This window comes from Chromobacterium haemolyticum DSM 19808, assembly GCF_000711885.1.
Classification (GTDB): domain Bacteria; phylum Pseudomonadota; class Gammaproteobacteria; order Burkholderiales; family Chromobacteriaceae; genus Chromobacterium; species Chromobacterium haemolyticum.
Genome location: NZ_JONK01000016.1, coordinates 1 through 22,117, shown reverse-complemented (window position 1 = coordinate 22,117; position 22,117 = coordinate 1). Strand labels below are relative to the sequence as shown.

Annotated in this window: 17 protein-coding genes and 1 pseudogene; 17 read left to right on the top strand and 1 reads right to left on the bottom strand. The window is 49.2% G+C overall.

Annotated features, from left to right (window positions below):
• Positions 1-13 precede the first annotated feature (13 nt).
• The 17 genes from BR71_RS11045 to wbaP all read left to right on the top strand — a co-directional run bounded on the left by BR71_RS11045 (position 14) and on the right by wbaP (position 20,882).
• A complete protein-coding gene (locus BR71_RS11045; RefSeq protein WP_208854863.1) occupies positions 14-1,027 on the top strand; it encodes a 2Fe-2S iron-sulfur cluster-binding protein in 1,014 nt (337 codons plus the stop codon).
• Between the two features lie 26 nt (positions 1,028-1,053).
• On the top strand, positions 1,054-1,833 hold the full coding sequence (gene rfbF, locus BR71_RS11040) for a glucose-1-phosphate cytidylyltransferase (RefSeq protein WP_043636979.1): 780 nt from the start codon (positions 1,054-1,056) through the stop codon (positions 1,831-1,833).
• Positions 1,788-2,900: a CDP-glucose 4,6-dehydratase gene (gene rfbG, locus BR71_RS11035; RefSeq protein ID WP_244269614.1), complete on the top strand. Its 1,113-nt coding sequence runs from the start codon at positions 1,788-1,790 to the stop codon at positions 2,898-2,900. Before rfbF ends, rfbG begins: the two co-directional genes overlap by 46 nt.
• Positions 2,897-4,252, top strand: coding sequence for a lipopolysaccharide biosynthesis protein RfbH (gene rfbH / locus BR71_RS11030; protein WP_052370501.1), 1,356 nt, complete (start codon positions 2,897-2,899; stop codon positions 4,250-4,252). The genes rfbG and rfbH overlap by 4 nt, the downstream gene beginning before the upstream one ends.
• 15 nt (positions 4,253-4,267) lie before the next feature.
• On the top strand, positions 4,268-5,101 hold the full coding sequence (locus tag BR71_RS11025; RefSeq protein WP_052370500.1) for an HpcH/HpaI aldolase family protein: 834 nt from the start codon (positions 4,268-4,270) through the stop codon (positions 5,099-5,101).
• Positions 5,098-6,927, top strand: a complete 1,830-nt coding sequence (locus BR71_RS11020) for a thiamine pyrophosphate-binding protein (protein WP_052370499.1) — start codon at positions 5,098-5,100, stop codon at positions 6,925-6,927. Before BR71_RS11025 ends, BR71_RS11020 begins: the two co-directional genes overlap by 4 nt.
• On the top strand, positions 6,924-7,853 hold the full coding sequence (locus BR71_RS11015) for an NAD-dependent epimerase/dehydratase family protein (RefSeq protein WP_043636972.1): 930 nt from the start codon (positions 6,924-6,926) through the stop codon (positions 7,851-7,853). Before BR71_RS11020 ends, BR71_RS11015 begins: the two co-directional genes overlap by 4 nt.
• A 27-nt stretch (positions 7,854-7,880) precedes the next feature.
• Positions 7,881-8,762 (top strand): acetaldehyde dehydrogenase (acetylating), encoded by an 882-nt coding sequence (locus BR71_RS11010; RefSeq protein ID WP_043636968.1) that lies wholly within the window; start codon positions 7,881-7,883, stop codon positions 8,760-8,762.
• Positions 8,763-8,767: 5 nt separating this feature from the next.
• Positions 8,768-9,802 (top strand): 4-hydroxy-2-oxovalerate aldolase, encoded by a 1,035-nt coding sequence (gene dmpG, locus BR71_RS11005; protein WP_043636965.1) that lies wholly within the window; start codon positions 8,768-8,770, stop codon positions 9,800-9,802.
• Positions 9,795-10,874, top strand: coding sequence for an NAD-dependent epimerase/dehydratase family protein (locus BR71_RS11000; protein ID WP_052370498.1), 1,080 nt, complete (start codon positions 9,795-9,797; stop codon positions 10,872-10,874). The genes dmpG and BR71_RS11000 overlap by 8 nt, the downstream gene beginning before the upstream one ends.
• Positions 10,875-11,416: 542 nt before the next feature.
• Entirely contained in the window at positions 11,417-12,745 is a 1,329-nt protein-coding gene (locus BR71_RS10995; RefSeq protein ID WP_156038954.1) for an MATE family efflux transporter, read from the top strand.
• A 6-nt stretch (positions 12,746-12,751) separates the two neighbouring features.
• A complete protein-coding gene (locus BR71_RS23545) occupies positions 12,752-13,726 on the top strand; it encodes a glycosyltransferase family 2 protein (protein ID WP_081862622.1) in 975 nt (324 codons plus the stop codon).
• Complete coding sequence (locus tag BR71_RS10985) at positions 13,723-14,691, top strand: glycosyltransferase family 2 protein (RefSeq protein ID WP_043636955.1); 969 nt, start codon at positions 13,723-13,725, stop codon at positions 14,689-14,691. Before BR71_RS23545 ends, BR71_RS10985 begins: the two co-directional genes overlap by 4 nt.
• A gap of 5 nt (positions 14,692-14,696) precedes the next feature.
• A complete protein-coding gene (locus BR71_RS24145; RefSeq protein ID WP_156038952.1) occupies positions 14,697-16,106 on the top strand; it encodes a hypothetical protein in 1,410 nt (469 codons plus the stop codon).
• Between the two features lie 11 nt (positions 16,107-16,117).
• Positions 16,118-17,191 carry a glycosyltransferase family 4 protein gene (locus BR71_RS23540; protein ID WP_156038950.1) on the top strand — a complete coding sequence of 358 codons (1,074 nt, stop codon included), beginning with the start codon at positions 16,118-16,120 and terminating at the stop codon, positions 17,189-17,191.
• 4 nt (positions 17,192-17,195) lie between these two features.
• Complete coding sequence (locus tag BR71_RS10975; protein WP_043636949.1) at positions 17,196-18,356, top strand: glycosyltransferase family 4 protein; 1,161 nt, start codon at positions 17,196-17,198, stop codon at positions 18,354-18,356.
• A gap of 1,050 nt (positions 18,357-19,406) precedes the next feature.
• Positions 19,407-20,882, top strand: coding sequence for an undecaprenyl-phosphate galactose phosphotransferase WbaP (gene wbaP, locus BR71_RS10970; protein WP_081862619.1), 1,476 nt, complete (start codon positions 19,407-19,409; stop codon positions 20,880-20,882).
• 60 nt (positions 20,883-20,942) lie between these two features.
• Here the strand turns inward: wbaP and BR71_RS10965 are convergent.
• A pseudogene (locus BR71_RS10965) lies at positions 20,943-22,037 on the bottom strand (IS3 family transposase).
• Positions 22,038-22,117 lie beyond the last annotated feature (80 nt).

Sequence of the window (22,117 nt, the reverse complement as noted above, 5' to 3'; positions counted from 1 at the left end):
CAAAAATGTATTGGTGGAGCAAGCTAAAGCCGTGGCAATTGCTAAACTAGCAGACGGGCGTCAATTTCAAGTAAATGAGAATGCCTCCATATTGGATGCGGCAGCAGCTTCTGGAATCAAGCTTCCTTACAGTTGTCGGACGGGGCGTTGTAGCACTTGTAAGGCAAAGGTGCTGAATGGGTCGACATACCCACTGTTGGATGAGGTGGGGCTGACCTCTACGGAGCTGAATGAAGGGTGGGTTTTAACCTGCTCACGATCCATTCAATCGGACGTTGAACTCGACGTGGAAGATCTTGGTAATGTTGCGATCCCCATACCCAAGACCCTGCCTTGTCGCATATCTTTTCTGGAACACATTGCCATAGATGTAATCAAGGTAGTGTTACGTCTTCCGCCGACAGCTAATTTTGAATTTATTCCCGGTCAGTATATTGATGTCATTGGTGTTGGTGGCGTGCGTCGGAGTTATTCCTTGGCGAATTCCCACTGTGCTGAAAAGACACTTGAGCTCCATATTCGCAAGGTTGGTGGAGGGGCGATGAGTGAGTACTGGTTCAATAAGGCCAAAGTTGACGATCTTCTGCGTATCAATGGTCCGCTTGGTACTTTTTGGTTACGAGACACCGCGAATATTGACTTGTTCTTCCTCGCAACGGGTACTGGGATTGCCCCGGTCAAGTCTATGTTGGAATCCATCGCGCACTTGCCGGTTGAGAAAAAACCCAGTTCGGTAACCGTACTGTGGGGTGGTCGCCAGCCTGGTGACTTTTATCTTGATGTGTCCAACATTGTGCCCGGGTACAACTATATCCCGGTTCAGTCTCGTGCGCATAAAAACTGGGCAGGTGAGACGGGCTATGTACAGCATGTGATGCTCAATTTGGTGTCTGATTGGAAAAATGCGTTTGTCTACGCCTGTGGATCGGATGCCATGATTCATAGCGCAAGAAAAATACTCACAGAAGCTGGCTTGCCTGCCAAGCAGTTCTACTCCGATGCTTTTGTGTGCTCGGCAAGCAATTGATTGAATATCGAATAGAAAGGATCGAAATGAAAGCAGTGATTCTTGCAGGGGGACTCGGTACGCGACTGAGTGAAGAGACGTCAGTTCGTCCCAAGCCGATGGTAGAAGTAGGGGGCAAGCCGATTCTTTGGCACATCATGAAGATGTACTCTTACCACGGAATTAACGATTTCATTATTTGTTGTGGTTATAAAGGCTATTTCATCAAGGAGTATTTTGCGAACTACTTCTTGCACATGTCGGATGTGACGTTCGATATGCAAGCTAACAGTATGGATGTTCATGAAAAGCGTGCCGAACCCTGGAAGGTGACACTGGTTGATACCGGGGATGACTCTATGACAGGTGGTCGCCTCGGTCGGGTCGCGGATTATGTTAAAAATGAAGAAGCTTTCTGCTTAACTTATGGTGATGGCGTCAGCGATATTGATATTTCAGCAACCATTGAATTCCATCGCCAGCATGGAAAAGCCGCAACATTAACGGCCACCTATCCGCCGGGACGGTTTGGTGCGCTGGATATTCAGAGTCATCAAGTCATGAGCTTCAAGGAAAAGCCGAAGGGTGATGGTGCAATGATTAATGGGGGATTCTTTGTTCTGAGTCCTAAAGTGCTGGAATATATCAAAGGCGATAGCACCGTCTGGGAACAGGAGCCGTTGATGCGGCTGGCTGAGGATGGGCAACTGATGGCCTATGAGCACCAAGGTTTCTGGCAGCCTATGGATACGTTGAGAGACAAGCACTTGCTGGAAGAGCTGTGGATGAGTGGCAAGGCTCCCTGGAAAAAATGGGGTTCGAAGTGATACCGCAGCAGACCAGGCCGGAGTTTTGGCGTAACAAACGCGTACTGTTGACGGGACATACCGGCTTTAAAGGAAGCTGGCTCTCTCTCTGGCTTCAGGATATGGGAGCTGAATTGCGAGGCATCGCGCTTCAGCCGCCCACGACACCCGCACTGTTTGATGTAGCCCGAGTGGCTGAGGGTATGAATCATCAGGTCGCAGATATCCGCGACTATGAAAAAATCTGTGCGTTAGTTGTAGACTTTCAACCCGAAATTCTGATCCATATGGCAGCACAGCCTTTGGTTCGTCTATCGTATCAACTACCTGTTGAAACCTATGCCACAAATGTCATGGGTACCGTGCATGTTTTAGAGGCCGCACGCAAGGCAGGCAGTGTTCGCGCAATCGTCAATGTCACCACTGACAAATGCTACGAGAATAAGGAATGGCTCTGGGGCTATCGAGAAGATGAGCCGATGGGGGGGTATGACCCGTATTCGAATAGCAAGGGTTGTGCGGAACTGGTGAGTAGTGCGTATCGCAAGTCCTTTCTCAAGAATGAAGGCATTGCCATGGCAACGGCGCGAGCAGGTAATGTCATTGGCGGCGGTGATTGGGCACTGGATAGACTTGTGCCTGACATTCTTCGTGCTTTGGAAAAACAGCAACCCGTTCAAATTCGCAATCCGCACGCTATCCGTCCTTGGCAGCATGTGCTGGAGCCGCTGTCGGGCTACCTCCTGCTGGCGGAGCGGCTGTACGAAAATGGTCAAGCCGATGCAGAGGGCTGGAACTTCGGTCCCTGCGATGAAGATGCACGCCCCGTTCAATGGATCGTAGAGCAACTCTGCGAAACTTGGGGACAGGGCGCGACATGGTCTTTACAGGAGGGGGATCACCCACATGAGGCCAGCTACCTTAAGTTGGATATTTCCAAAGCACGGCAACGCCTGAGTTGGTCGCCACGATGGTCGTTGCAAACAGCGCTTTCCCGCATTACTGACTGGCATCAGGCCTGGTTGTCCGGCGCAGATATGCGCGCTTGTTGCCTTGAACAAATTACACAATATCAGAGTCAAAAATGAGTACAGTTTCTGCCGTTAATTTCCAGCCGCAACTCGATAAACTCCGCTCGCAAATTAGCGAACTAGTGCAGCAGTACGCTGAAATCGCCCACGCGCCCAAGCCCTTTGTAGCCGGCGAAAGTGTAGTTCCGGTTTCGGGTAAGGTCATCGGTGTTAAAGAACTACAGTTGATGGTGGATGCCTCACTTGATGGCTGGCTGACGACGGGCCGCTTCAATGCCATGTTTGAAGAGCGGCTGGCGAAGTTTCTGGGAGTGAAGTATCTGATTACCGTGAACTCCGGTTCCTCTGCTAACCTGGTGGCATTCTCTACACTGACCAGCCCCAAGTTGGGTGATCGCGCCATCAAACAGGGAGATGAAGTCATCGGTGTGGCAGCCGGTTTCCCTACGACGGTTAACCCCATCCTCCAGTTTGGCGCCGTCCCGGTGTTCGTTGATGTGGATCTCGCCACGCATAACATCGACGCTAGCAAGATTGAAGCTGCTATCACTCCAAAGACCAAAGCCATTATGCTGGCCCATAGCTTGGGCAACCCATTCAATCTGGAAGTGGTGACAGCACTGTGCAAGAAATACAATCTCTGGCTGGTGGAAGATTGCTGTGATGCCTTGGGCGCAACCTACAATGGCCAGTTGGTCGGCACCTTTGGTGACATCGCGACACTGAGCTTCTACCCGGCGCACCATATCACGATGGGTGAGGGTGGTGCCGTTTTTACCAACAACGCCGATCTCAAGCTGATTGCAGAGTCTTTCCGCGATTGGGGTCGAGACTGCTACTGCGCTCCTGGCAAAGACAATACCTGCGATAAGCGATTCTGCTGGACGAAAAAAGACTTGGGAGGCGATCTGCCGGACGGCTATGACCACAAGTACACCTACAGTCACCTGGGCTACAACCTGAAGATCTCAGACATGCAGGCAGCCTGCGCTTTGGCGCAGATGGATCGTGTCGAGGAATTCATTGCCAAGCGCCGCGCCAACTTTACTTATCTGAAGAGCCGTCTGGCCAGTGTCGAGCAGTTTCTGCACCTGCCGGAAGCGACTCCAAATAGTGAGCCGTCTTGGTTTGGCTTTCCATTGATTGTTAAGGATAGTGCTGGTGTAAAGCGAGCCGATTTGATCAACTTCCTAGAGGAAAACAAAATCGGTACGCGTTTGCTGTTTGCAGGCAATCTGACGAAGCAACCTTATATGTCAGGCCGTAATTTCCGTGTCAGTGGTGATTTGACTAATACCGATGTTGTGATGAATCAAACTTTTTGGCTGGGTACTTTCCCTGGATTGGGCCAGGAGCAGCTGGATTACATTGTGGGCAAGTTGGAAGAGTTTTTTGGGCTGAATTTTTGAAGACACGGGGATAACATGAGCCTGCGTTTACAGATGACGAATCCGCTAAAGGCTAAGCTGGCCGATGGCAAGCCGATAATCGGGATCTGGTCGATCATCCCCTCGCCGGTTGTGGCAGAGATCATGGGCTTGAGTGGTCTTGATTTTGTGATCTTGGACATGGAACACGGGATCTTCGATCTGACCTCGTTAGATGCGTGTGTGCGTGCTGTCGAAGGTGCTGGGTCCGCACCACTGGTGCGGATTCCGGGGTTGAATGCGTCCGCAGCGCAATGGGCATTGGATCTTGGTTCGCATGGGATTGTTGTGCCACAGATTCGTGATGTTAAAGATGCAGAGGCTGTCGTGGGTATGGCGAAGTACGCCCCAGCTGGGGTACGAGGGTACAACCCATTTACGCGCGCTGCGAATTATGCAAATCCAGCCGACAATCGTTCGGGCAAGCTCGATAACGGTTTTTCGTTGACTACCGTGATCATCGAGTCTTGTAGCGCCCTCATGGACCTTGAAGAAATTTGCGCGACTCCGGGCATTGATGTTGTCTATATGGGTATCTACGACTTGGCTGTCACGTTGGGGTGCGATGGGGATACCCGACATCCTAAAGTTGTACAGATTGTTGAAGAGGCTATCGCGCGCATACGTGCGGCCGGCAAGGCAGCAGGGATGATGGTACGCAGTGAGGCTGACATCGAGCGTGCCCTGAGCTTGGGGGCTAATGTCCTAGTTTACGGCGTTGATACCTTTCTCATCCGACAAGCTATTGAGGAGGGGGCAGCTTCCTTAGTTCGAGCTATCCGCAACCGGGAGGCATCTGCTGCGAGTATTTCCCTGAGAGACCCAACATGACAATACGAGTTGCTGATTACATCGCTGATTATCTGCTTCAGCAGGGTGTGCACAAGGTTTTCATGCTCAATGGTGGCATGATGATGCATTTGGTGGATACCCTTGGACGACCGGGCGGACTTGAGTATATGGCTCAGCACCATGAGCAAGCTAGTGCGATGGCCGCCGACGGTTATGCGCGGCGGAGTGGTCATTTGGGTGTCTGCTATGCCACCAGCGGGCCGGGCGCGACTAACCTCGTCACCGGCATTGCTGGTGCGTGGCAGGACAGTACCCCGATACTGTTCCTGACCGGTCAGAGCAAGAGCACCCAGACTATCCAGCATTCCAGTATCGACGACTTGCGCCAGTTCGGAACTTTTGAGGTGGATATTGTGCCGATTGTCCGATCCCTAACCAAGTATGCCGTGATGGTGCAGGATCCCAAAACCATCCGATACCACCTTGAGAAGGCTTTGTTCTTGGCTACTAGTGGTCGGCCAGGGCCGGTATTACTGGATCTACCATTAGACATCCAGGGTGCGCAGATTGAACCAGACGAACTGGAGAGCTTCGTTCCTGAGAAGGAAGTTGCAGCAACGGTAACGCCAGATCAGATGGCAGAACTGTTACTCTTGCTCGGGAGAGCAAAGAGACCACTGATTCTCGCGGGACATGGTGTCCGTTGTGCTGGTGCCGTTGGTACATTTCGACGTTTAGTGGATCGACTAGATATTCCGGTGGTAACTACCCAGCTAGGCAAGGACATATTGCCCTATGAGCATTCTTGCTTTGTTGGCCACCCTGGACCTAAGGGTGACCGCCCTGGCAACTTTGCGATCCAGACGGCGGACCTGATCCTGAGTATCGGTAGCAGCTTGCACGCGCAGACCACAGGATGGGAACTCGAACTGTTCGCACCCAGTGCGGTTAAGGTTCAGGTTGAACTGGATGCGGCAATATTGGCTCGTGAGCAAGTGGGCGTAAACTTGAAGATCCAGGCTGGCGCAAGAGAGTTTATTGATGCGCTGTATATGCAGCCGCTGCAGCTCAAGGTGAATAAGGAGTGGCGTAAATGTTGTGCGTCGTGGAAGGAGCGTTTTTCAGTAGCCAACGAACCGCATGAAAAGGCTGAGCGAGCGATAAATTTTTATGAGTTTGTCGAAGTACTTAGCCAGCATCTCGGTGAAGGAGCCTGCGTCGTAACCGATGCAGGCTCTGCATTCTATGTCATGGGCCAGGCACTGAGGCTGAAGCAGGGACAGCGGTTCATCTCCTCAGGTTCACTGGGCGCGATGGGCTTCGCCCTACCCGCAGCCAATGGTGCGGCTGCGACTGGGTTGCCAGGCACCACGGTTTGCGTCACCGGCGACGGCTCACTTATGACCAATCTTCACGAGCTTGCGACGATGAAAGAGTACAATCTGGATCTCAAGCTGTTCGTTGTCAACAACGATGGCTATGTCTCGATGCGTAACACGCAACGTGAGTTCTGCGCTGGCCATTACGTTGGCGCGGATTCGGATAGTGGTGTGTTTATTCCTTCGATACGCGCGCTGACGGAGTCCTTCGAACTGCCCTATGTGTGCTGCGAGACCTCTGATGATCTTCATGAACAGGTCCGCAAGACCCTTGCGATCGATGGTCCTGTGGTCTGTGAGATCGTAGCGATGCGTAACCAGAAAATAATCCCTACCGTCGTCTCGGTTAAGTTGCCAGACGGTCGTATGCGTTCCTCGCCACTGCATAATATGTTCCCGCATCTCTCAGAAGAAGCTCTGCAACAAGAGCTTGCTCGCGCTACTGCTGAAGGAGTGGCATTGTGCGGAAAAAGGGGCATCCTATGAGTTCAATCGCCATCATCGGAGCGAGCAGTCAGATTGCCAAGGATCTGATCCTATCGTTCGTAAAGCAGGGGCGCACCAGTCTATTACTGTACGCCCGCAATCTGTCGGATACGGCAGCATGGATGAAGGCTCAGGGGGTGGAGGATGCTTGTTCCCTGCACACTTATGACCGTTATGGCGAGGTGCCGCACGATGTTGTCATTAATTTCGTTGGTGTTGGTGACCCGCGTCGTGCCGCCGAGATGGGGGCGTCAATTTTCGGAATCACCAGTCAGTTCGACGACATGATTTTGGCTGGATTGGAAAAGCATCCACAACGTCGCTACCTGTTCCTCTCAAGTGGTGCTGTTTACGGTAATAGCTTCGCCGAGCCGGTCCGTGACTCCACAGAGGCGCACATTTCGATCAATCAGATCACACCACAGGAGTACTATGCGACGGCCAAGTTGCATGCGGAAGTGCGCCATCGTGCGCTGACCAATCAGGCGATTGTTGACCTACGTGTCTTTAATTATTTCAGCCGTACACAGGATTTGTCCGCGCGATTCTTCGTCACTGACCTGTTGCGCGCAATCCGTACCGGTGAAACGGTTCGCGTGACCTCTGACTTCATGGTGCGTGATTATTTGCACCCGGCAGACTTCCATCAACTGGTTGAACGTGTGCTAGAGGCTCCGCCTGCCAATACTGGGATTGACTGTTACACTGCTGCGCCAGTGGACAAACCAGCGCTGCTTCAGGCGCTGAACGAGCGTTTCGGGCTGCGCTACGAAATCGCACCTCCGTCTAGTGGTGTGGCGATCAACGCTACCGGAGCGAAACCTCATTACTACTCATTGAGCCGGAAGGCTGAAATTTTTGGATATGTTCCAGCGTACTGCTCACTTTCCGGTGTGCTCGAAGAGGCAGCCGCGTTACTTGCCTGAGCTCATTCTTTTGTAACGGAAACTACAATGGCAAAACAAAAACTCCGGGTCGCCATCTTGGGCACCGGCAACATCGGCACAGATTTGCTGATCAAGGCAATGCGTTCGGACGCATTGGAATGCGTACTCTTTGTTGGACGTAATCTACGTTCCGATGGAATGCAAAAGGCGAGTCAGTTGGGGGTGGCGATTTCAGATCGAGGCCTGGATGCTATTATCCAGCGTGCTGACGATATTGACATCGTGTTCGATGCAACCTCGGCAGCAGCACATATGGAGCATTGGCCCGTGTTAAAAAAACTCGGGAAGGTCGTCATGGATATGACGCCAGCCAAGTTAGGTGAGCTGTGTGTGCCAGCGATTAATGCCGAGCAGATCATCGACAGCCGCGCGCAGAATATCAATATGATCACTTGTGGTGGGCAGGCGTCGGTGCCGATAGCTAATGCGATTGCAGCAGTGCAGGATGATATCGAGTACATTGAGGTCGTCTCCAGCATTGCTTCTCGCAGTGCAGGTCCTGCTACACGTGCCAATTTGGACGAGTATATCGAGACAACAGAACAAGCTCTGGTCAAGTTTAGCCGTGCACGTCAGACCAAGGCAATTTTGATCCTGAATCCGGCGCATCCTCCCATCGATATGCAGACCACGATTTATGCGAAAATATCTAACCCTGATTTGACTGCAATCCGGGCTTCGGTTGATGAGATGATGAAACGTATTACGCAGTATGTGCCCGGTTACCAGTTGATTGTCCCTCCCACGCTTGAGGGTGGCAAGATCATGACCACGGTCAAAGTGCTGGGTAATGGTGATTATTTACCTCGTTATGCAGGTAACCTGGACATTATCAACTGCGCGGCTATTGGTATTGCTGAACGTATCGCGCGCCAACGCTGGGAGTAAGTAGCATGAGTAAGAAAATATTGATCAGCGACCCGACGTTGCGCGATGGCAACCACGCTGTACGTCACCAGATCTCACAAGAACAGTTTGCGACATATTGCTCTGCAGCCAATGCCGCCGGTGTTCCAATTGTCGAGGTCGGGCACGGCAACGGACTCGGAGCCTCATCAATGCTGGTTGGTGAGTGTGCTCTGAGCGATGAAATCATTCTGAAAACCGCACGTGAGCATCTTACACGCTCCAAGATGGCTGTTCACGCGATCCCTGGCTTTTGCACGATCCATCGCCATGTAACCATGGCGATGGATTTGGGTGTGGATGTCTTCCGTATTGCCTCTCATTGCACCGAGGCGGACATCACCCAGCGTCACATTGAATATGTGCGTAAGCACGGTAAGGAAGTCTACGGTGTGCTGATGATGAGTCACATGGCTTCGCCAGAAACCTTGGCGGATGAGGCCCGAAAAATGGAAGCCTATGGTGCAGAAGGGCTAATTATTATGGATTCAGCAGGAGCGTACCTCCCTGGTGACGTGACACGCCGTATTTCAACATTGGTGGATGCTTTAAACATTCCGGTAGGCTTCCATGCGCACAATAACCTAGGTATGGGCATCGCGAATTCGGTCGCTGCTGTGGAGGCCGGGGCAACCATTATCGACGGTAGTGCACGTGGTTTTGGAGCGGGGGCCGGTAATGCCCAACTTGAAGTGCTTGTGGCAGTGTTCCAGAAAATGGGATTCGAGACAGGCATCGATCTATATAAAATGCTTGATGCAGCGGATCTAGCCGAGAAGACGATGGTGAAGTCGATGCCTTACATTTCATCGACCAGCATTGCCAGTGGTATGTCGGGCGTCTTCTCGGGGTTCATTAAACAGGTCAACAGTATCGGAGCCGAGCATGGTGTCGATCCGCGTGACATCTTTTTCGAGTTGGGCCGCCGCAAAGCCGTGGCCGGCCAAGAGAGCTTGATTCTTGAAGTGGCGCTGGCGCTCAAAGAAGTGCAGTCGAGCATGCAGGAGAATGGCGATGAATGACGATGTTTTACAACAGAGTATACGTGAGGATTGCTTGGTATCTCTGCAGCTCCAGGAGGGCTTGGCTGCGCGCTTGGCCGAGCATAGAATTGCCGTTATAGGAGGGACTGGCTTTATTGGCACGTGGATCGCTGAGACCGTGGCTGCATTGAACGACAAGTTGGGTGACCGAATTCGTGTAGATTTGCTTGGCCGTTCGGCGACAGCCTGGAAGCTAGATCATCCCCACTTGGCCAGCCGAAAGGATGTGCGAGTACAGGCCATAGATGTGCGCTCCTCCTTTGAGCTTCCTCGGGATACGACGTTGGTGCTGTTTGCGGCTGGTATTGCCGATCCTCGCGTACATGCATCCGAACCGCTACGGGTCCACGAGACTGCGCTACATGGCATGGCATACTCATTGGCTGCCTCCGCGCGCTTGGAGCTATTGCAGCGCTTCGTGAACATCAGCTCTGGCTTGGTGTTGGGTACACAGATGCAGAATCTCGCCATGAGTGAGGAAAATATCGGGGTTTTGGATTTCACCCGCGCACATAACGTATATGCGGAGGTGAGGCGCGCCGCCGAAAATTTGGTGAGCATCTACGCTAGTCAGTATCGTATTCCCGTTAGCACTGCCCGTGCTTTTACCTTCCTTGGCCCGTATCAGTCATTAGATGCGCCTTGGGCGGTCAATAATTTCATACGCGATGCGCTTTCTGGTAATGATATTCGTCTTCATGGGGATGGGGCCACTCGTCGTAGCTATCTTTATGGAAGCGACGCAGCATGTTGGCTTTTGCGGATGTTAGTTGATGGCCAAGATGGAGAGATCTACAACCTCGGTGCTGCTCGGCCTACCAGTCACGCTGTAGTTGCGGAGATGGTGGCCGCTCGTACTGTGCCAACTCCGTCACTTGTTTACAAGAGCCAACCCACTGCTAATGCCCGCTGTCACGACTTCTTTCCTGACTTAGGTCACGTGCAAGCGAAACTGGGTTTGAAGGAGGCTTTCGATGTAGAGGAGGCCCTTGAGCGTGCGATGCTGTGGCATGCCCGTCGTTTGGGGGTGATTCGTCGACTGCGTCATTAACACAATGAGATTGGCTGCTTGACTTCGAGATTTGATGGACTGAACTGAGAATTCAGCATGGAGCCTTCGGAGCTGACAAAAAGTGACCAATTTGAATTGGATAGAATCCACGGAGGTGGCTGACTGTGTTGCATCATCGCCCCTACCAGCTGGTGGCAAGGTCAAAGTGTACTTTAATTTTCCTAAAGTATTGCCGCGACCTTTTCGAATCAGCCGGCCCGTCGGCTGTGTTGTAAGCTTGTGAATGAGAGTCTTGTTGTCAAGGCAATGAGCTAAATGGTTGCATTTCTACTGTTTTCCTTGCCATTTTTTCTTAATCTTCATTAAATTTCACGAAAAATATATTGAAGTAATCCTTTTGACCTTTTTTGATTTTCGTTCCGAGTATAGGGCTGTTAAAGGGAGGCAGATTATCGAGGTGCTTGCAGGGTTAATAACACCCGCATAAAAATTATTTAGATGCTAAAGTGTTGGGACTGTTGGAGCTACTGGCTCATGTGAAACTACTTAAGATGAAAAAAACTACATTCATGGAACGTGCGATGGTGGTGCTGCACGTAGATGCTCAAATTATCACAACGCTTATTTTTAGATTCTGGGGGGTGCTTTCGGGAGGAGTTACCCTTATCTTGATCCCGCTTTTTATGGGACCAGTGGAGCAGGGATATTACTTTACCTTCGCAAGTATTCTCGCACTTCAAGTATTCTTTGAACTAGGTTTCGGGCAGGTGATCATCCAGTTTGTTGCACATGAGGAGGCTGTGATTGAGCGGGAAGGTGGCATGGTCACACCGTCCGGACAGGCTTTTTATCGATTGCACACACTGGCAAATACGCTCAAAAAATGGTATTGGATAGCGAGTATTCTATTTTTTTTATGTGTAAATGTTGTCGGTGTTTGTTTTTTTCAAGATAGTGAGCTACGGTGGCACAACTGGCTTTTCCCCTGGATGTTGCTTTGTCTGTCTACGGCGTACAATCTGGGGTTAAGTTGGAGGCTATCATTTCTTGAGGGTTTCGGGCTAGTTAAAGAAATTGGTATTTTGCGGCTTTGTCAATCATCGATCGGATTTGTACTGATGTGGGTGCTGTTGGTTACAGGATTCCAACTGTGGATTGTAGCTGCAGTACCTACCATAGCCGCATTTTGCACCACGATATGGCTGGCACGTTCAGAGATTGCTAAGATACTGGGAACGATCGAAAACGCAAAAGGAGTCGCCAGGGTGCCTGGTATTTGGTTCAAAGAGATACTTCCGTTCCAGTGGAAAATTGCTGTTAGCTGGATCAGTGGCTTTTTCATCTTTCAACTTTTCACTCCAATTATTTTTAAGAACTACGGTGCAGTCGAATCGGGAAGAGTCGGGTTGGCCATTACAGTATTCAACTCTGTCACGACTGTTTCGATTGCTTGGGTGTCAGCAAAAGTCCCCGCTATAGCGCGGTTATTGGCGCTTGGTGCTCGCCATGAGGCAAGCAGGATGTTTAAGAGGCTAGCTCAGGTATCTGTCAGCTTCTCTCTTGTAGCGGCTGTGGCAGTTGTGTTGGGGGCGGAATTGGCGAGTACATGGAGCACTCGTATCCATGATAGGTTGCCTGAATTGAGTGTTATGATCGCTCTTGCTTGCGCATCGGTGGCAAATTGTTTCGTTATTTCTTGTGCATTGTTCATGCGTGCGCACAAAGAGGAACCGATGTTGCTTCAATCTGTTGTAATGGCATGTGTAGTGCTTGTTGCGGTTTTGTTGTCTGTGCCGTATGGGATAGGGGAGATTATGTGGAGCTATTCTGCCCTCTGCATTTTTCTCAGCGTACCTTGGACACTTTTCATTGTTAGAGAACGGTACTTTTTGCGCTCAGTACCTATGTAGGCTTGTATGATCATCTTAAACATTATCTTCCCGACGCACAACCGTGCGAATTATTTGAGGCGGGCCGTTAGATCAGTTGCCTTGCAAATGGCAATACTACCAACTGATATAAAGGTTGATCTTACTATCTACGACAATGCAAGCACAGACTCAACGCCTGAAATTTGTGCCGAGCTCATCAAAGAATTTCCGCTTATTAAACTTATACGGCATAGCACAAATATCGGTGGTGATCCCAATATCCATCAAGCGCTACGCAGCAGTACTGGCGACTATGTTTGGGTATTTGGAGACGATGACTATGTACGTGAGGGGGCTCTGAAGTTTGTATGCGAAGCCTTGTGTGATCATCGTCCAGCTTTCTTAAGAATGCAGGGCTTGGAAGAGCGCTATCTTGAGGGAATGCCGCTGGCTCCAGCGGTTATACCGGACAGTCTTTTCGCTGAACCCGTTAAAAAATGCTACTCAAGCCATGATGAAATTCTTTCTGCATATGGATTGGGTCTTGGAAACTTTACAAAAACAATATTTTCTAGAGAGTTTATTCGAAAGTACTACCGTGAAGTTAATCCCGTGCTTTTTGCTTCGGGATACTCGCAACTCGCTTGGATCTATGAAGGGTTACGCACCGACTTTGCTGACTTGCTCGAGTTGGATGAACAGATAGTGGTGATCCGGATTGAATTGTCGCCAAGAGGGCTTGACTCTTCACGAGTGCGGGCGGGACTCTCAATTTTACGAAATTATCTTATCGAGAATGACTATTCCCTGAGATTAGTTGACCGGCTTATCAAAGGCCAGAACAATGCTATTGTTCTTGGTGAAATAAAAACTAGAAAAATGACAGGTTGGAAGCAGGGTACGGGTATTTTAGGCCAACTTTGGAAGTTGAACGGCCCAAAAGCCAAAGTCAAATGCATAGGATTCTATTTGCTGCCTGCTGCAATCATGAAGAAAATGTGGCTAGCGAGGAAATCATGAAAAAGTTACTGTCGATTAACATTCCTACCTTTAATCGAGCAGGGTATCTCCAAGTGCTATTTGATTCTATGGATCAGGAAATACGTGAATTCGTCGAGTTGATTGAAATTAATATCATCGATAATTGTAGTTCCGATGAAACAAGCACCGTCGCCAAAAACCTTTGTCAACGATACGCCTGTGTCAACTACGAATGTAACACTGAAAATATTGGTCCCATTGCAAATATCCACAAGGCCCATCTCGCCGGTGTAGGGAAGTACTTGTGGGTCATGGGCGACGATGACTATTTTGCTGAAGGTGGTTTCAGGAAAGTGATTCAGGCTCTCCAGCGCCAACCAGCAGCTGTGCTTTTGAGTTACTCGCGAGTTCGACCGGATGGTGTCAAGATCAACGACGTCACTATTGGTGGTGATGACAGAACTATATTCTTCGGAAAAGATTCAGGAATAGTTCAGCTGTTAGACCCTCTTGTCGGTTTTATTTCCGCAAACATCGTCGATCGCACATTTGTCGATCAAATCTCACCTGATGAGTTTGTCGAGCTTGATCAAATCGGCGAGTTGGCTCACGCCCTGTTGATGTATAAAGCAATTGCGTCCGGTCGCGCCATTCAATATTTGGCAGGACAGCCTTTGATTCAAACAGCTGATAATGGATATTTGCAGCATGACTATTGGATTCATGTTTGCGTCAAATATTGTGCCTTTTTGCCGTGCCATCTACAGAGTATTGGCTTCTCATCGGCAGAAATAGAAAAATATTTCAAGATACGACTCTTTAAGGAAGTTGTACGAAGAGTCTTATCAGAGAAGTACAGGCAGAGAACGCCATGGAAAGTTGTTCAATCTACTGAGGTAAGACAACTACTTGGTTACAAAACTGTCGTTCCGTTAATTTTTTGCATGATTCCTGAAAGTATTGTCCGTGTCATGCATGACTGGTTTAACCCAAAGCGTACATAATCGAGATGAACTTTGGCATAGCTTTACCTGTAACAATTTTCTGCATCTGGCTTGCTCTGTTTAGTCGAATTCAAGTGGCTTTGCTTGTTGTGGCATTTTCAAGTCTCATTGGAACGTATGTATTGAATGAAGATTTGGGGCGTTCATTGCTTCCGGGGCCGATAGTTGCAACTGCATTTATTGCTCGGTATTTATTCAGACGTTTAGTTAGGGTTGAGCCTGGTGTTGGTCAATTTCCTGGAAGGGTTTGGTTAGTAAGCCTTTTCTCTTATGCCGCATTGATAACTCTTACAGTCCCTTGGCTAATGGGTGGAGCCATTGAGGTTGTTCGTCCGGGACTCTTGAGTGAAGGTTTCCGTTTTGCTGTTCCTCTTGATTTTTCAATTTCGAACATTGCTCAGTTAGCCTATCTTGCGGTAGCAACGGGATTGGTATTTGTTGCTGTGCATGCAACAAAAATAGATGGAATGTTTTCTGAAGGGTATTCAAGAAAACTAGTGACTATTTCTTGTTGGATTGGGGTTGTAATTATTGTAGATCTTGGTCTAAACCTCATTTTGGGAAGAGTAGATATTTTCGGGTTCTTAATGGGGGAGGTACTTGGTGAGTATAGACCTGACAGGTATGCTCTTGAAGGGATTTTCGGGTTTCCTCTGCGTCGTGCACAAGGGGTGTTTGGAGAACCATCATATTTTTCTGCATTCATGAGTGGTACTGCTGCAGCAAGCTTTATTTATATGCGAAGTACTCGTAAAATCAAAGATAAATTAATATTTTTAATTATTTTTTCTTCACTGTTGCTTTCTTTTTCTACGACAGCGTATATTAGCGCTGCAATTGTATTGATCGTTGTGGCCTTCGCTCCAATGACGAGGCGGGATAGAGTTAGCAGAGGGGGGCGTGGTGTTGCTTTCCTTAGCGTTCTCCTTTTAAGTGCACTTGTCGTAGGCTTGCTTGTAAGTTCGCAAACCCTTTCATCTTATGTTTTTGGGAAGTTTTCTGATACAGATGGATTTGAGTCTGGAAATTTTTCAAGTGGTGCTGAGCGCCTTTATTGGGACGTAACTGCACTTAGAGCATTCTTTGAAAGTTGGGGGCTTGGCGTTGGTGTTGGCTCTATTCGTGCAAGTTCAGCATTTATTAATGTGGCCGCGACAATGGGGCTTTTCGGGGCTTCTCTTTTTCTAGTTATTATTGCTTTGGTCTTAAGGCGTATTTTTGGACGGGAAGAAGTTGAGCTCTCCGTTGGGAAGCAGGCAGTGGCGGCAATGCTATTTGGGTGGCTGGTTGCATTCTCGATTTCAGTTCCTGATATTATATCGTTCTTCTACTTTTCAATTGGTTTGGGTGTTTTTCTGGGGGCAGGTTTCTCTGAAAAACGACGTTTAGATATTCCCGTTGCAACAAGTCCGTAGTAGGGGGCGCTTTGAAAAAGGTAGTAATTAATAACAAATTTGTCTCCGCGAAGCTAACAGGGGTGCAACGGGTTGGCTTCGAGCTCTCGGAGCGTTTGATTCGCAGGCTGGAAGAACGAGGTGTTCAATGCACAACTCTGGCCCCGCCGAAAAATTTGCGCTTTTCTAAATTGCGTGCGTTGTGGGCAACGCTTTGGGAACAGCTCGTTCTCCCTATTCGGGCTCGTCATTCACTGATAATAAACCTGTGTAACACTGCGCCAGTGCTTGCCCTGAGCAGGCAGTTTGTTTTGGTTCACGATGCTGCTGTATACGATATGCCTGGAAATTACTCAGGTAAGTACCGTGCTTTCTCTAAGCTCATCATGAGTATGATTAAGTGGAGGGGTGATAGACTCGGTACGGTGTCTTATTTTTCACGGAATCGAATCGCTAGGGCATTACATATAGATGAGGGCTCCATTTGTGTCTTTCAAAATGGAGCCAATCATGTCATCGCTCCGAGCGATGATGACCGCATTCTTGATCGACTGGACTTACGTGGAAAACCATATGTTCTAGCAGTAGGTAGCCTGCAAGAAGGGAAAAACTTCAAGAGTTTGCTTCTGGCGATGGACCAAGTGACAACTGGAGTTCGTCTAGTGATTGTGGGGGGGGGCGACAACGTGGTCTTTAAAAGTGGGGTGGTCTTGCCCAGTGGGCGCACTATTTTGGCGGGCTATGTGTCGGATGTAGAGTTGAGTGCGCTTTATCGCAACGCGGCTGTGTTTGCACAACCTTCCGTGTATGAAGGCTTTGGCTTACCTGCGCTTGAAGCCATGGCGTTGGGTGCCCCTATCGTGTGCTCGAATACAGCATCGCTACCAGAAGTATGTGGTGATGCGGCATTGTATTTCAACCCCTTTTCTCCTGCTGAGATTGCTGGGTGCATCGATCGTGTAGTCAGTGATAATTTTTTGCAGATAGAGTTGAAGGCTCGCGGTTCTGAACAAGTTAAAAAGTTTAACTGGGACAAAAGCTCCGAGGCTTTGGCTGATTTTATTTGTAACGAAATGCTCGGTTTGCAACCAAACGAAAGACCTTAATTCAATGAAAATTGCGGTTGTACACGAATGGTTTACCACACTTGCGGGATCAGAAAAGGTTGTGGAGCAGATGCTGATGGTATTTCCGGATGCGGATCTTTTTTGTGTTTATGCTGATCCTCAAACTGTGGCGAAAGCAGACTATTTGCGTGATCGAAAGTTGACGACAAGTTTTATTCAACGCCTGCCAGGAGTAAGCAAGCGTTACCGCTCTTTCCTTCCGCTTATGCCGTTAGCTATTGAGCAGTTAGACTTGTCTGCTTATGATGTGGTTATCTCGAGCTCGCACGCAGTAGCCAAAGGTGTTTTGACGGGACCGGATCAATTGCATATCAGCTATGTGCATTCGCCGATTCGTTATGCTTGGGATTTGCAGCACCAGTACCTACGTGAGTCTGGGCTTGATCATGGTCTAAAAGGTTGGCTAGCTAAGTGGTTACTGCATAAAGTTAGGATTTGGGACTACAGAACTGCCGCTGGCGTGAATCATTTTGTCGCCAATTCTCGTTTCATTGGGCGTCGTATTCACAAGATATATGGCCGTAACTCTGATGTGATCTATCCCCCGGTTGATGTTAATAGCTTCGAATACTGTGCTGACAAGCAAGATTATTACCTTACCGCCTCACGGGTGGTGCCTTACAAACGTATGGATCTCATTGTCAAAGCATTTGCGCAGATGCCTACCAGGAAGCTAGTGGTTATCGGTGATGGTCCAGACTTTCCCAAACTGCGTACTTTGGCGACGCCGAACGTGACTCTGCTAGGCTACCAACCGTTTTCCGAGCTTAAGCGATACATGCAAAATGCAAGGGCATTTATTTTTGCCGCGGAGGAAGACTTTGGAATAACCCCTGTCGAGGCGCAGGCCTGTGGAACGCCGGTGATCGCCTATGGAAAAGGTGGTTCGCTCGAAACCGTAATGGACTGCGGCAAGAGCGATAAGGCAACAGGTATTTGGTTCCACCATCAGAATGTAGATTCGATCGTGCATGCTGTCCAGCGCTTCGAGTCTTTACCAGTGCAGATTGACGCACACGTTTGTCGTGCGAATGCTGAGAGATTTTCCGCCGAGCGTTTTCGAGCTGAGTTTGCTCGTTATGTTGAACAGCGCTGGGCCGATTTCCATGATTTTAGAGGAGATAGTGAAGGGTGTCTTGAATAAGTAGTGTTACGCAACTAAACTCAGTTTTTTCTGCTAGGGAATAGCATCTTTGCCGCCTTTGGTTGAGTGCGCAACCTCAAGCCGAAGTAGATGCTGTGCCCTTGAGTACATAGCAAATGTGTATCCGAAGGGTATCACGCATGAGTGGCAAGACCGCTAGGAGCGGAGCAGGGCAACTACCGTTGCTTTACTGCTTGTGAACGGCTGGTACGTCTCGGAAGGAAGCAAAGAGACTTGGCAGGCAGTCTAAATGCCCTTGCCTTGCAGGTAAACGACCTGAGAAACTGTCGGATAATCTAAGCTGTAGTAGAGGCAGCCCGGAAGATGGTTATGTCTTTGGTATAATGTGGGCTTGCATGTGGCAAAAACGTCCAAATGCATCGGTGCTTGCCCTGGATTGCCTAGAGCGAGATTACAGGAGTGGGGTTTAAGCTACAAGCAAGTGCGCTATTCGCTTAATAAAAGGGGCTAGCCAGTATTTGACTGATTTTCGTAAGGCTTAGTATGTGCCGAGCAATTGGCAGGCACAGGAAAACAATTTGCTTTTCATAGATAAAAAAGCTTTTCGAGCTTGCCGAACGTGTAACGGAGTTGGCCACCCATATGCACACATGAGCGGGAGCTACGGCGACACAATAATATTTGTAATGTATTTGTGCTAGTTAATGTTCGCTTTAGGTTGCGCTTGAAAATTCGGTACGTAGATAGGAAGTTAAGGACTTTAAAGAGGTCGGTCGAGAAAAATAAGAGCTCTACTTATTTTGGATAACAGCAGGATGCATACGACCAGCAGCCTGTAAAACAATGTTTGGTTGCTTGATCATGGCTCTCACCGTAAGTCCAGAGCTGAGCTTAGTAGAGTTGTTGTGGAAGTAGTCTAAGTATCTTTGGTGGCGATTCAATATCTGAGGTGCCCATGAGCTGAAAATCAAGGTAACGAAAGATGCTTGACAAGGTTGGTGTTGAATTCAAACTTTGTTACGCACAACCACTTATCTAAACTTTAGGGCAGGCACAAGAAGCGCCAATCAACAATAAAAGGTTATAGGTATGTCTTCAATAGAAGCACTGACTGGATTAGTACTCGCAAAAAGTAAGAGTGGCGCGAAGGCAAACAGGATGCTAATAGCAATAGCTTTGGTTGCTCTGGATCTTTTTATAATGGCAGCGTGTATGTTGATTGCAGTCAGCGCGGGCTTCGAAAAGGACGTGGGTAGTGCCCGTCATTTTCTTTTTCTTTCTATGATGTTGGCTGCTATGGTTGTATTAACCATAAAAATATTGAAGTTAAAATACCACGCAAGCTCGCCATGCAAGATTAACCTTGGTCAAGAGTTGAGGTTTGTATTTGTCGGAGCTGCCTCGCAGGGATTGATATTGTTTTTCTCTGGTCAAACCCCATTCAAAAGTACATGGGCGACTACATGGCTGTTGGTACTGTTTTTGGCGCCTTGCGCACAACAACTGGCCAAGCATTGTTTGAATCGATTAGGTCTTTGGGGGCGGGGGGTTACGGTCATCTTTATTGATGGATGTGTGTCACGACTAGTCAAGCGACAAATGGATGCCATTGCCAATTATGATGTTGATAACATCATTCATGTTTATAACTCTAATGTGCCAGTGCAAAACGATAATTGGATCAGAAAAGAAAAAGTAAATGTCCCGGTGGTCTCGCTCCAGCGCAGTGCGCTGACTGTTGCGCTGCACGAGCTGAATTACCCTACTGTTGCACTAGTATTCAGCAATCAGAACTTGACGGAAGTGGAGGGGCTAGTTGATGAACTCTTACTCAGTTGCCGCAGCCTTATCCTATTGTCAGATTCCCCAATCATTCAATATAGAAGAACTCGCGCCCAATATCTGGAAGAACAGGATAAATTGACTCTCTATCTGCCTAACAATCTGGCTGGTTTGGCATACCGCTATGTCAAACGTGGCTTCGATATGGTAGTTTCTTTGATCCTCCTGTTACTATTATCCCCGTTGATGCTCTGGATTACACTGCTGGTTCGGAAGGATGGCGGCCCTGCAGTGTATGGACATGAACGAGTTGGCCAGGCCGGTAAGAAATTCAAATGCCTGAAATTTCGAAGTATGATTATTAATTCGAATGAAGTTTTGAAGCAACTTTTGGAGTCAGACCCCCAGGCCCGAGCTGAGTGGGATAAGGACTTTAAGCTGCGAAATGACCCACGTATCACAACGATTGGTCACTTTATCCGAAAGACTAGCCTGGATGAATTGCCTCAACTGTGGAACGTCGTTAAAGGTGAGATGAGCCTCGTTGGACCGCGTCCTATTGTCACCAACGAACTGGATAGATACGGTGAAAATGTTGGCTTCTACTTAGCAGCCAAGCCGGGTCTGACAGGGCTCTGGCAGGTTTCCGGCCGAAATGATGTCAGTTATAATCAGCGTGTTGAATTTGATGTTAACTACGCAAAGAATTGGTCATTTATGAATGATGTTGTTATTCTATTTAAAACAGTGTTGGTTGTTTTGCGCAAGGATGGTGCTTACTAAAAATTAGGGTAATCCTTTTGGTACTGGGTGACCTCCTCTCGACTAACCGAGCGGTCTAGTCTAGAGGTTTCCGGCTTCAAGGTGAGCAAGTCGGAGCTCGCTTGGGATATGGTCGCCCAGCGAACTGTGAGGCCTGAATTCGTTGTAATCCTGTCGCCAACGCTCGATTTTGTCACGTGCGTCATCCAGCGACAGAAACCAATGCACATTCAGGCACTCATCCCGCAGACTGCCGTTAAACGACTCGATAAAAGCATTATCCGTCGGTTTTCCTGGCCGCGAGAAGTCCAGCGTGACACCTTGTTGGTATGCCCATTGATCCAGCGCCATCGATATAAACTCGCTGCCATTGTCGACCTGAATCCGTTGTGGTGTCCCGCGCAAGACTTGAACATGCCGCATCGTAGCAACCACGTCCGCGGCTTTCAGCGCGAAATCCACCGTGATCGCCAGGCTCTCCCGGCTAAAATTATCCACTACAGTTAAGGCCCAGATTTTCTGGCCGTTGAACAGCTGATCGGCGACGAAATCCATGCTCCAGCAGGCATTCAAACTGGAGACCGCCGGCCGGGCTTGCCGGTGCGCGGCCGCCACTCGCCGCTTGGGCCGTTTGCGCCGCAGGTTCAGACCTTCCTCGCAGTAGATCCGGTAGGTCTTCTTGTGATTGATCTGCCAGCTCTCACGTCGTAGCAGGACGTGGATGCGGCGCGCGCCATAACGAATACGCGTGGCGGCGATCTCGCGGATCCGCTGCCGCTCCGCGCGATCGTCTCGAGGGTGAGGGCGATAAAAATAGCTAGCTTGCCGCAGTTGAATGACTGCGGTGGCGCGACGGATGCTGACGCGGTACGCGTCAATCAGGAAGTTGGCCAACTCGCGTTTGCGGGCCGGCCTCACAGCTTTTTTTGGATGACTTCCTGCAGCATCTGCTTGTCCAGGCTCAGGTCAGCGACCATGCGCTTGGGGCGTTCTCTTCTTCCAGTTGTTTCAGGCGGCGCAGCTCGCTGACACCCAGGCCGCCGTATTTCTTCTTCAGATGTAGAAGGTGGCTTCAGAGACACCCATCTTGCGGCAGACCTCGGCGACGGTGGTGCCGGATTCCGCCTGGCGCAATGCGAAGGCGATCTGTTCTTCGGTGAACTTCGATTTTTTCATGACAAACCTCCTGCCCGGATGGGCTTAAATTTGTCAGAAATCTCTACTTTTCGCCGCTACGTTTTTCCGGGAGGAGGTCA

Bases quoted from the DNA above. Each gene is read 5' to 3' on its own strand.
- rfbF (WP_043636979.1), top strand. From the start codon at position 1,054: ATGAAAGCAGTGATTCTTGCAGGGGGACTCGGTACGCGACTGAGTGAA.
- rfbH (WP_052370501.1), top strand. From the start codon at position 2,897: ATGAGTACAGTTTCTGCCGTTAATTTCCAGCCGCAACTCGATAAACTC.
- BR71_RS11025 (WP_052370500.1), top strand. From the start codon at position 4,268: ATGAGCCTGCGTTTACAGATGACGAATCCGCTAAAGGCTAAGCTGGCC.
- BR71_RS11020 (WP_052370499.1), top strand. From the start codon at position 5,098: ATGACAATACGAGTTGCTGATTACATCGCTGATTATCTGCTTCAGCAG.
- BR71_RS11015 (WP_043636972.1), top strand. From the start codon at position 6,924: ATGAGTTCAATCGCCATCATCGGAGCGAGCAGTCAGATTGCCAAGGAT.
- BR71_RS11010 (WP_043636968.1), top strand. From the start codon at position 7,881: ATGGCAAAACAAAAACTCCGGGTCGCCATCTTGGGCACCGGCAACATC.
- dmpG (WP_043636965.1), top strand. From the start codon at position 8,768: ATGAGTAAGAAAATATTGATCAGCGACCCGACGTTGCGCGATGGCAAC.
- BR71_RS11000 (WP_052370498.1), top strand. From the start codon at position 9,795: ATGAATGACGATGTTTTACAACAGAGTATACGTGAGGATTGCTTGGTA.
- BR71_RS10995 (WP_156038954.1), top strand. From the start codon at position 11,417: ATGGTGGTGCTGCACGTAGATGCTCAAATTATCACAACGCTTATTTTT.
- BR71_RS23545 (WP_081862622.1), top strand. From the start codon at position 12,752: ATGATCATCTTAAACATTATCTTCCCGACGCACAACCGTGCGAATTAT.
- BR71_RS10985 (WP_043636955.1), top strand. From the start codon at position 13,723: ATGAAAAAGTTACTGTCGATTAACATTCCTACCTTTAATCGAGCAGGG.
- BR71_RS24145 (WP_156038952.1), top strand. From the start codon at position 14,697: ATGAACTTTGGCATAGCTTTACCTGTAACAATTTTCTGCATCTGGCTT.
- BR71_RS10975 (WP_043636949.1), top strand. From the start codon at position 17,196: ATGAAAATTGCGGTTGTACACGAATGGTTTACCACACTTGCGGGATCA.
- wbaP (WP_081862619.1), top strand. From the start codon at position 19,407: ATGTCTTCAATAGAAGCACTGACTGGATTAGTACTCGCAAAAAGTAAG.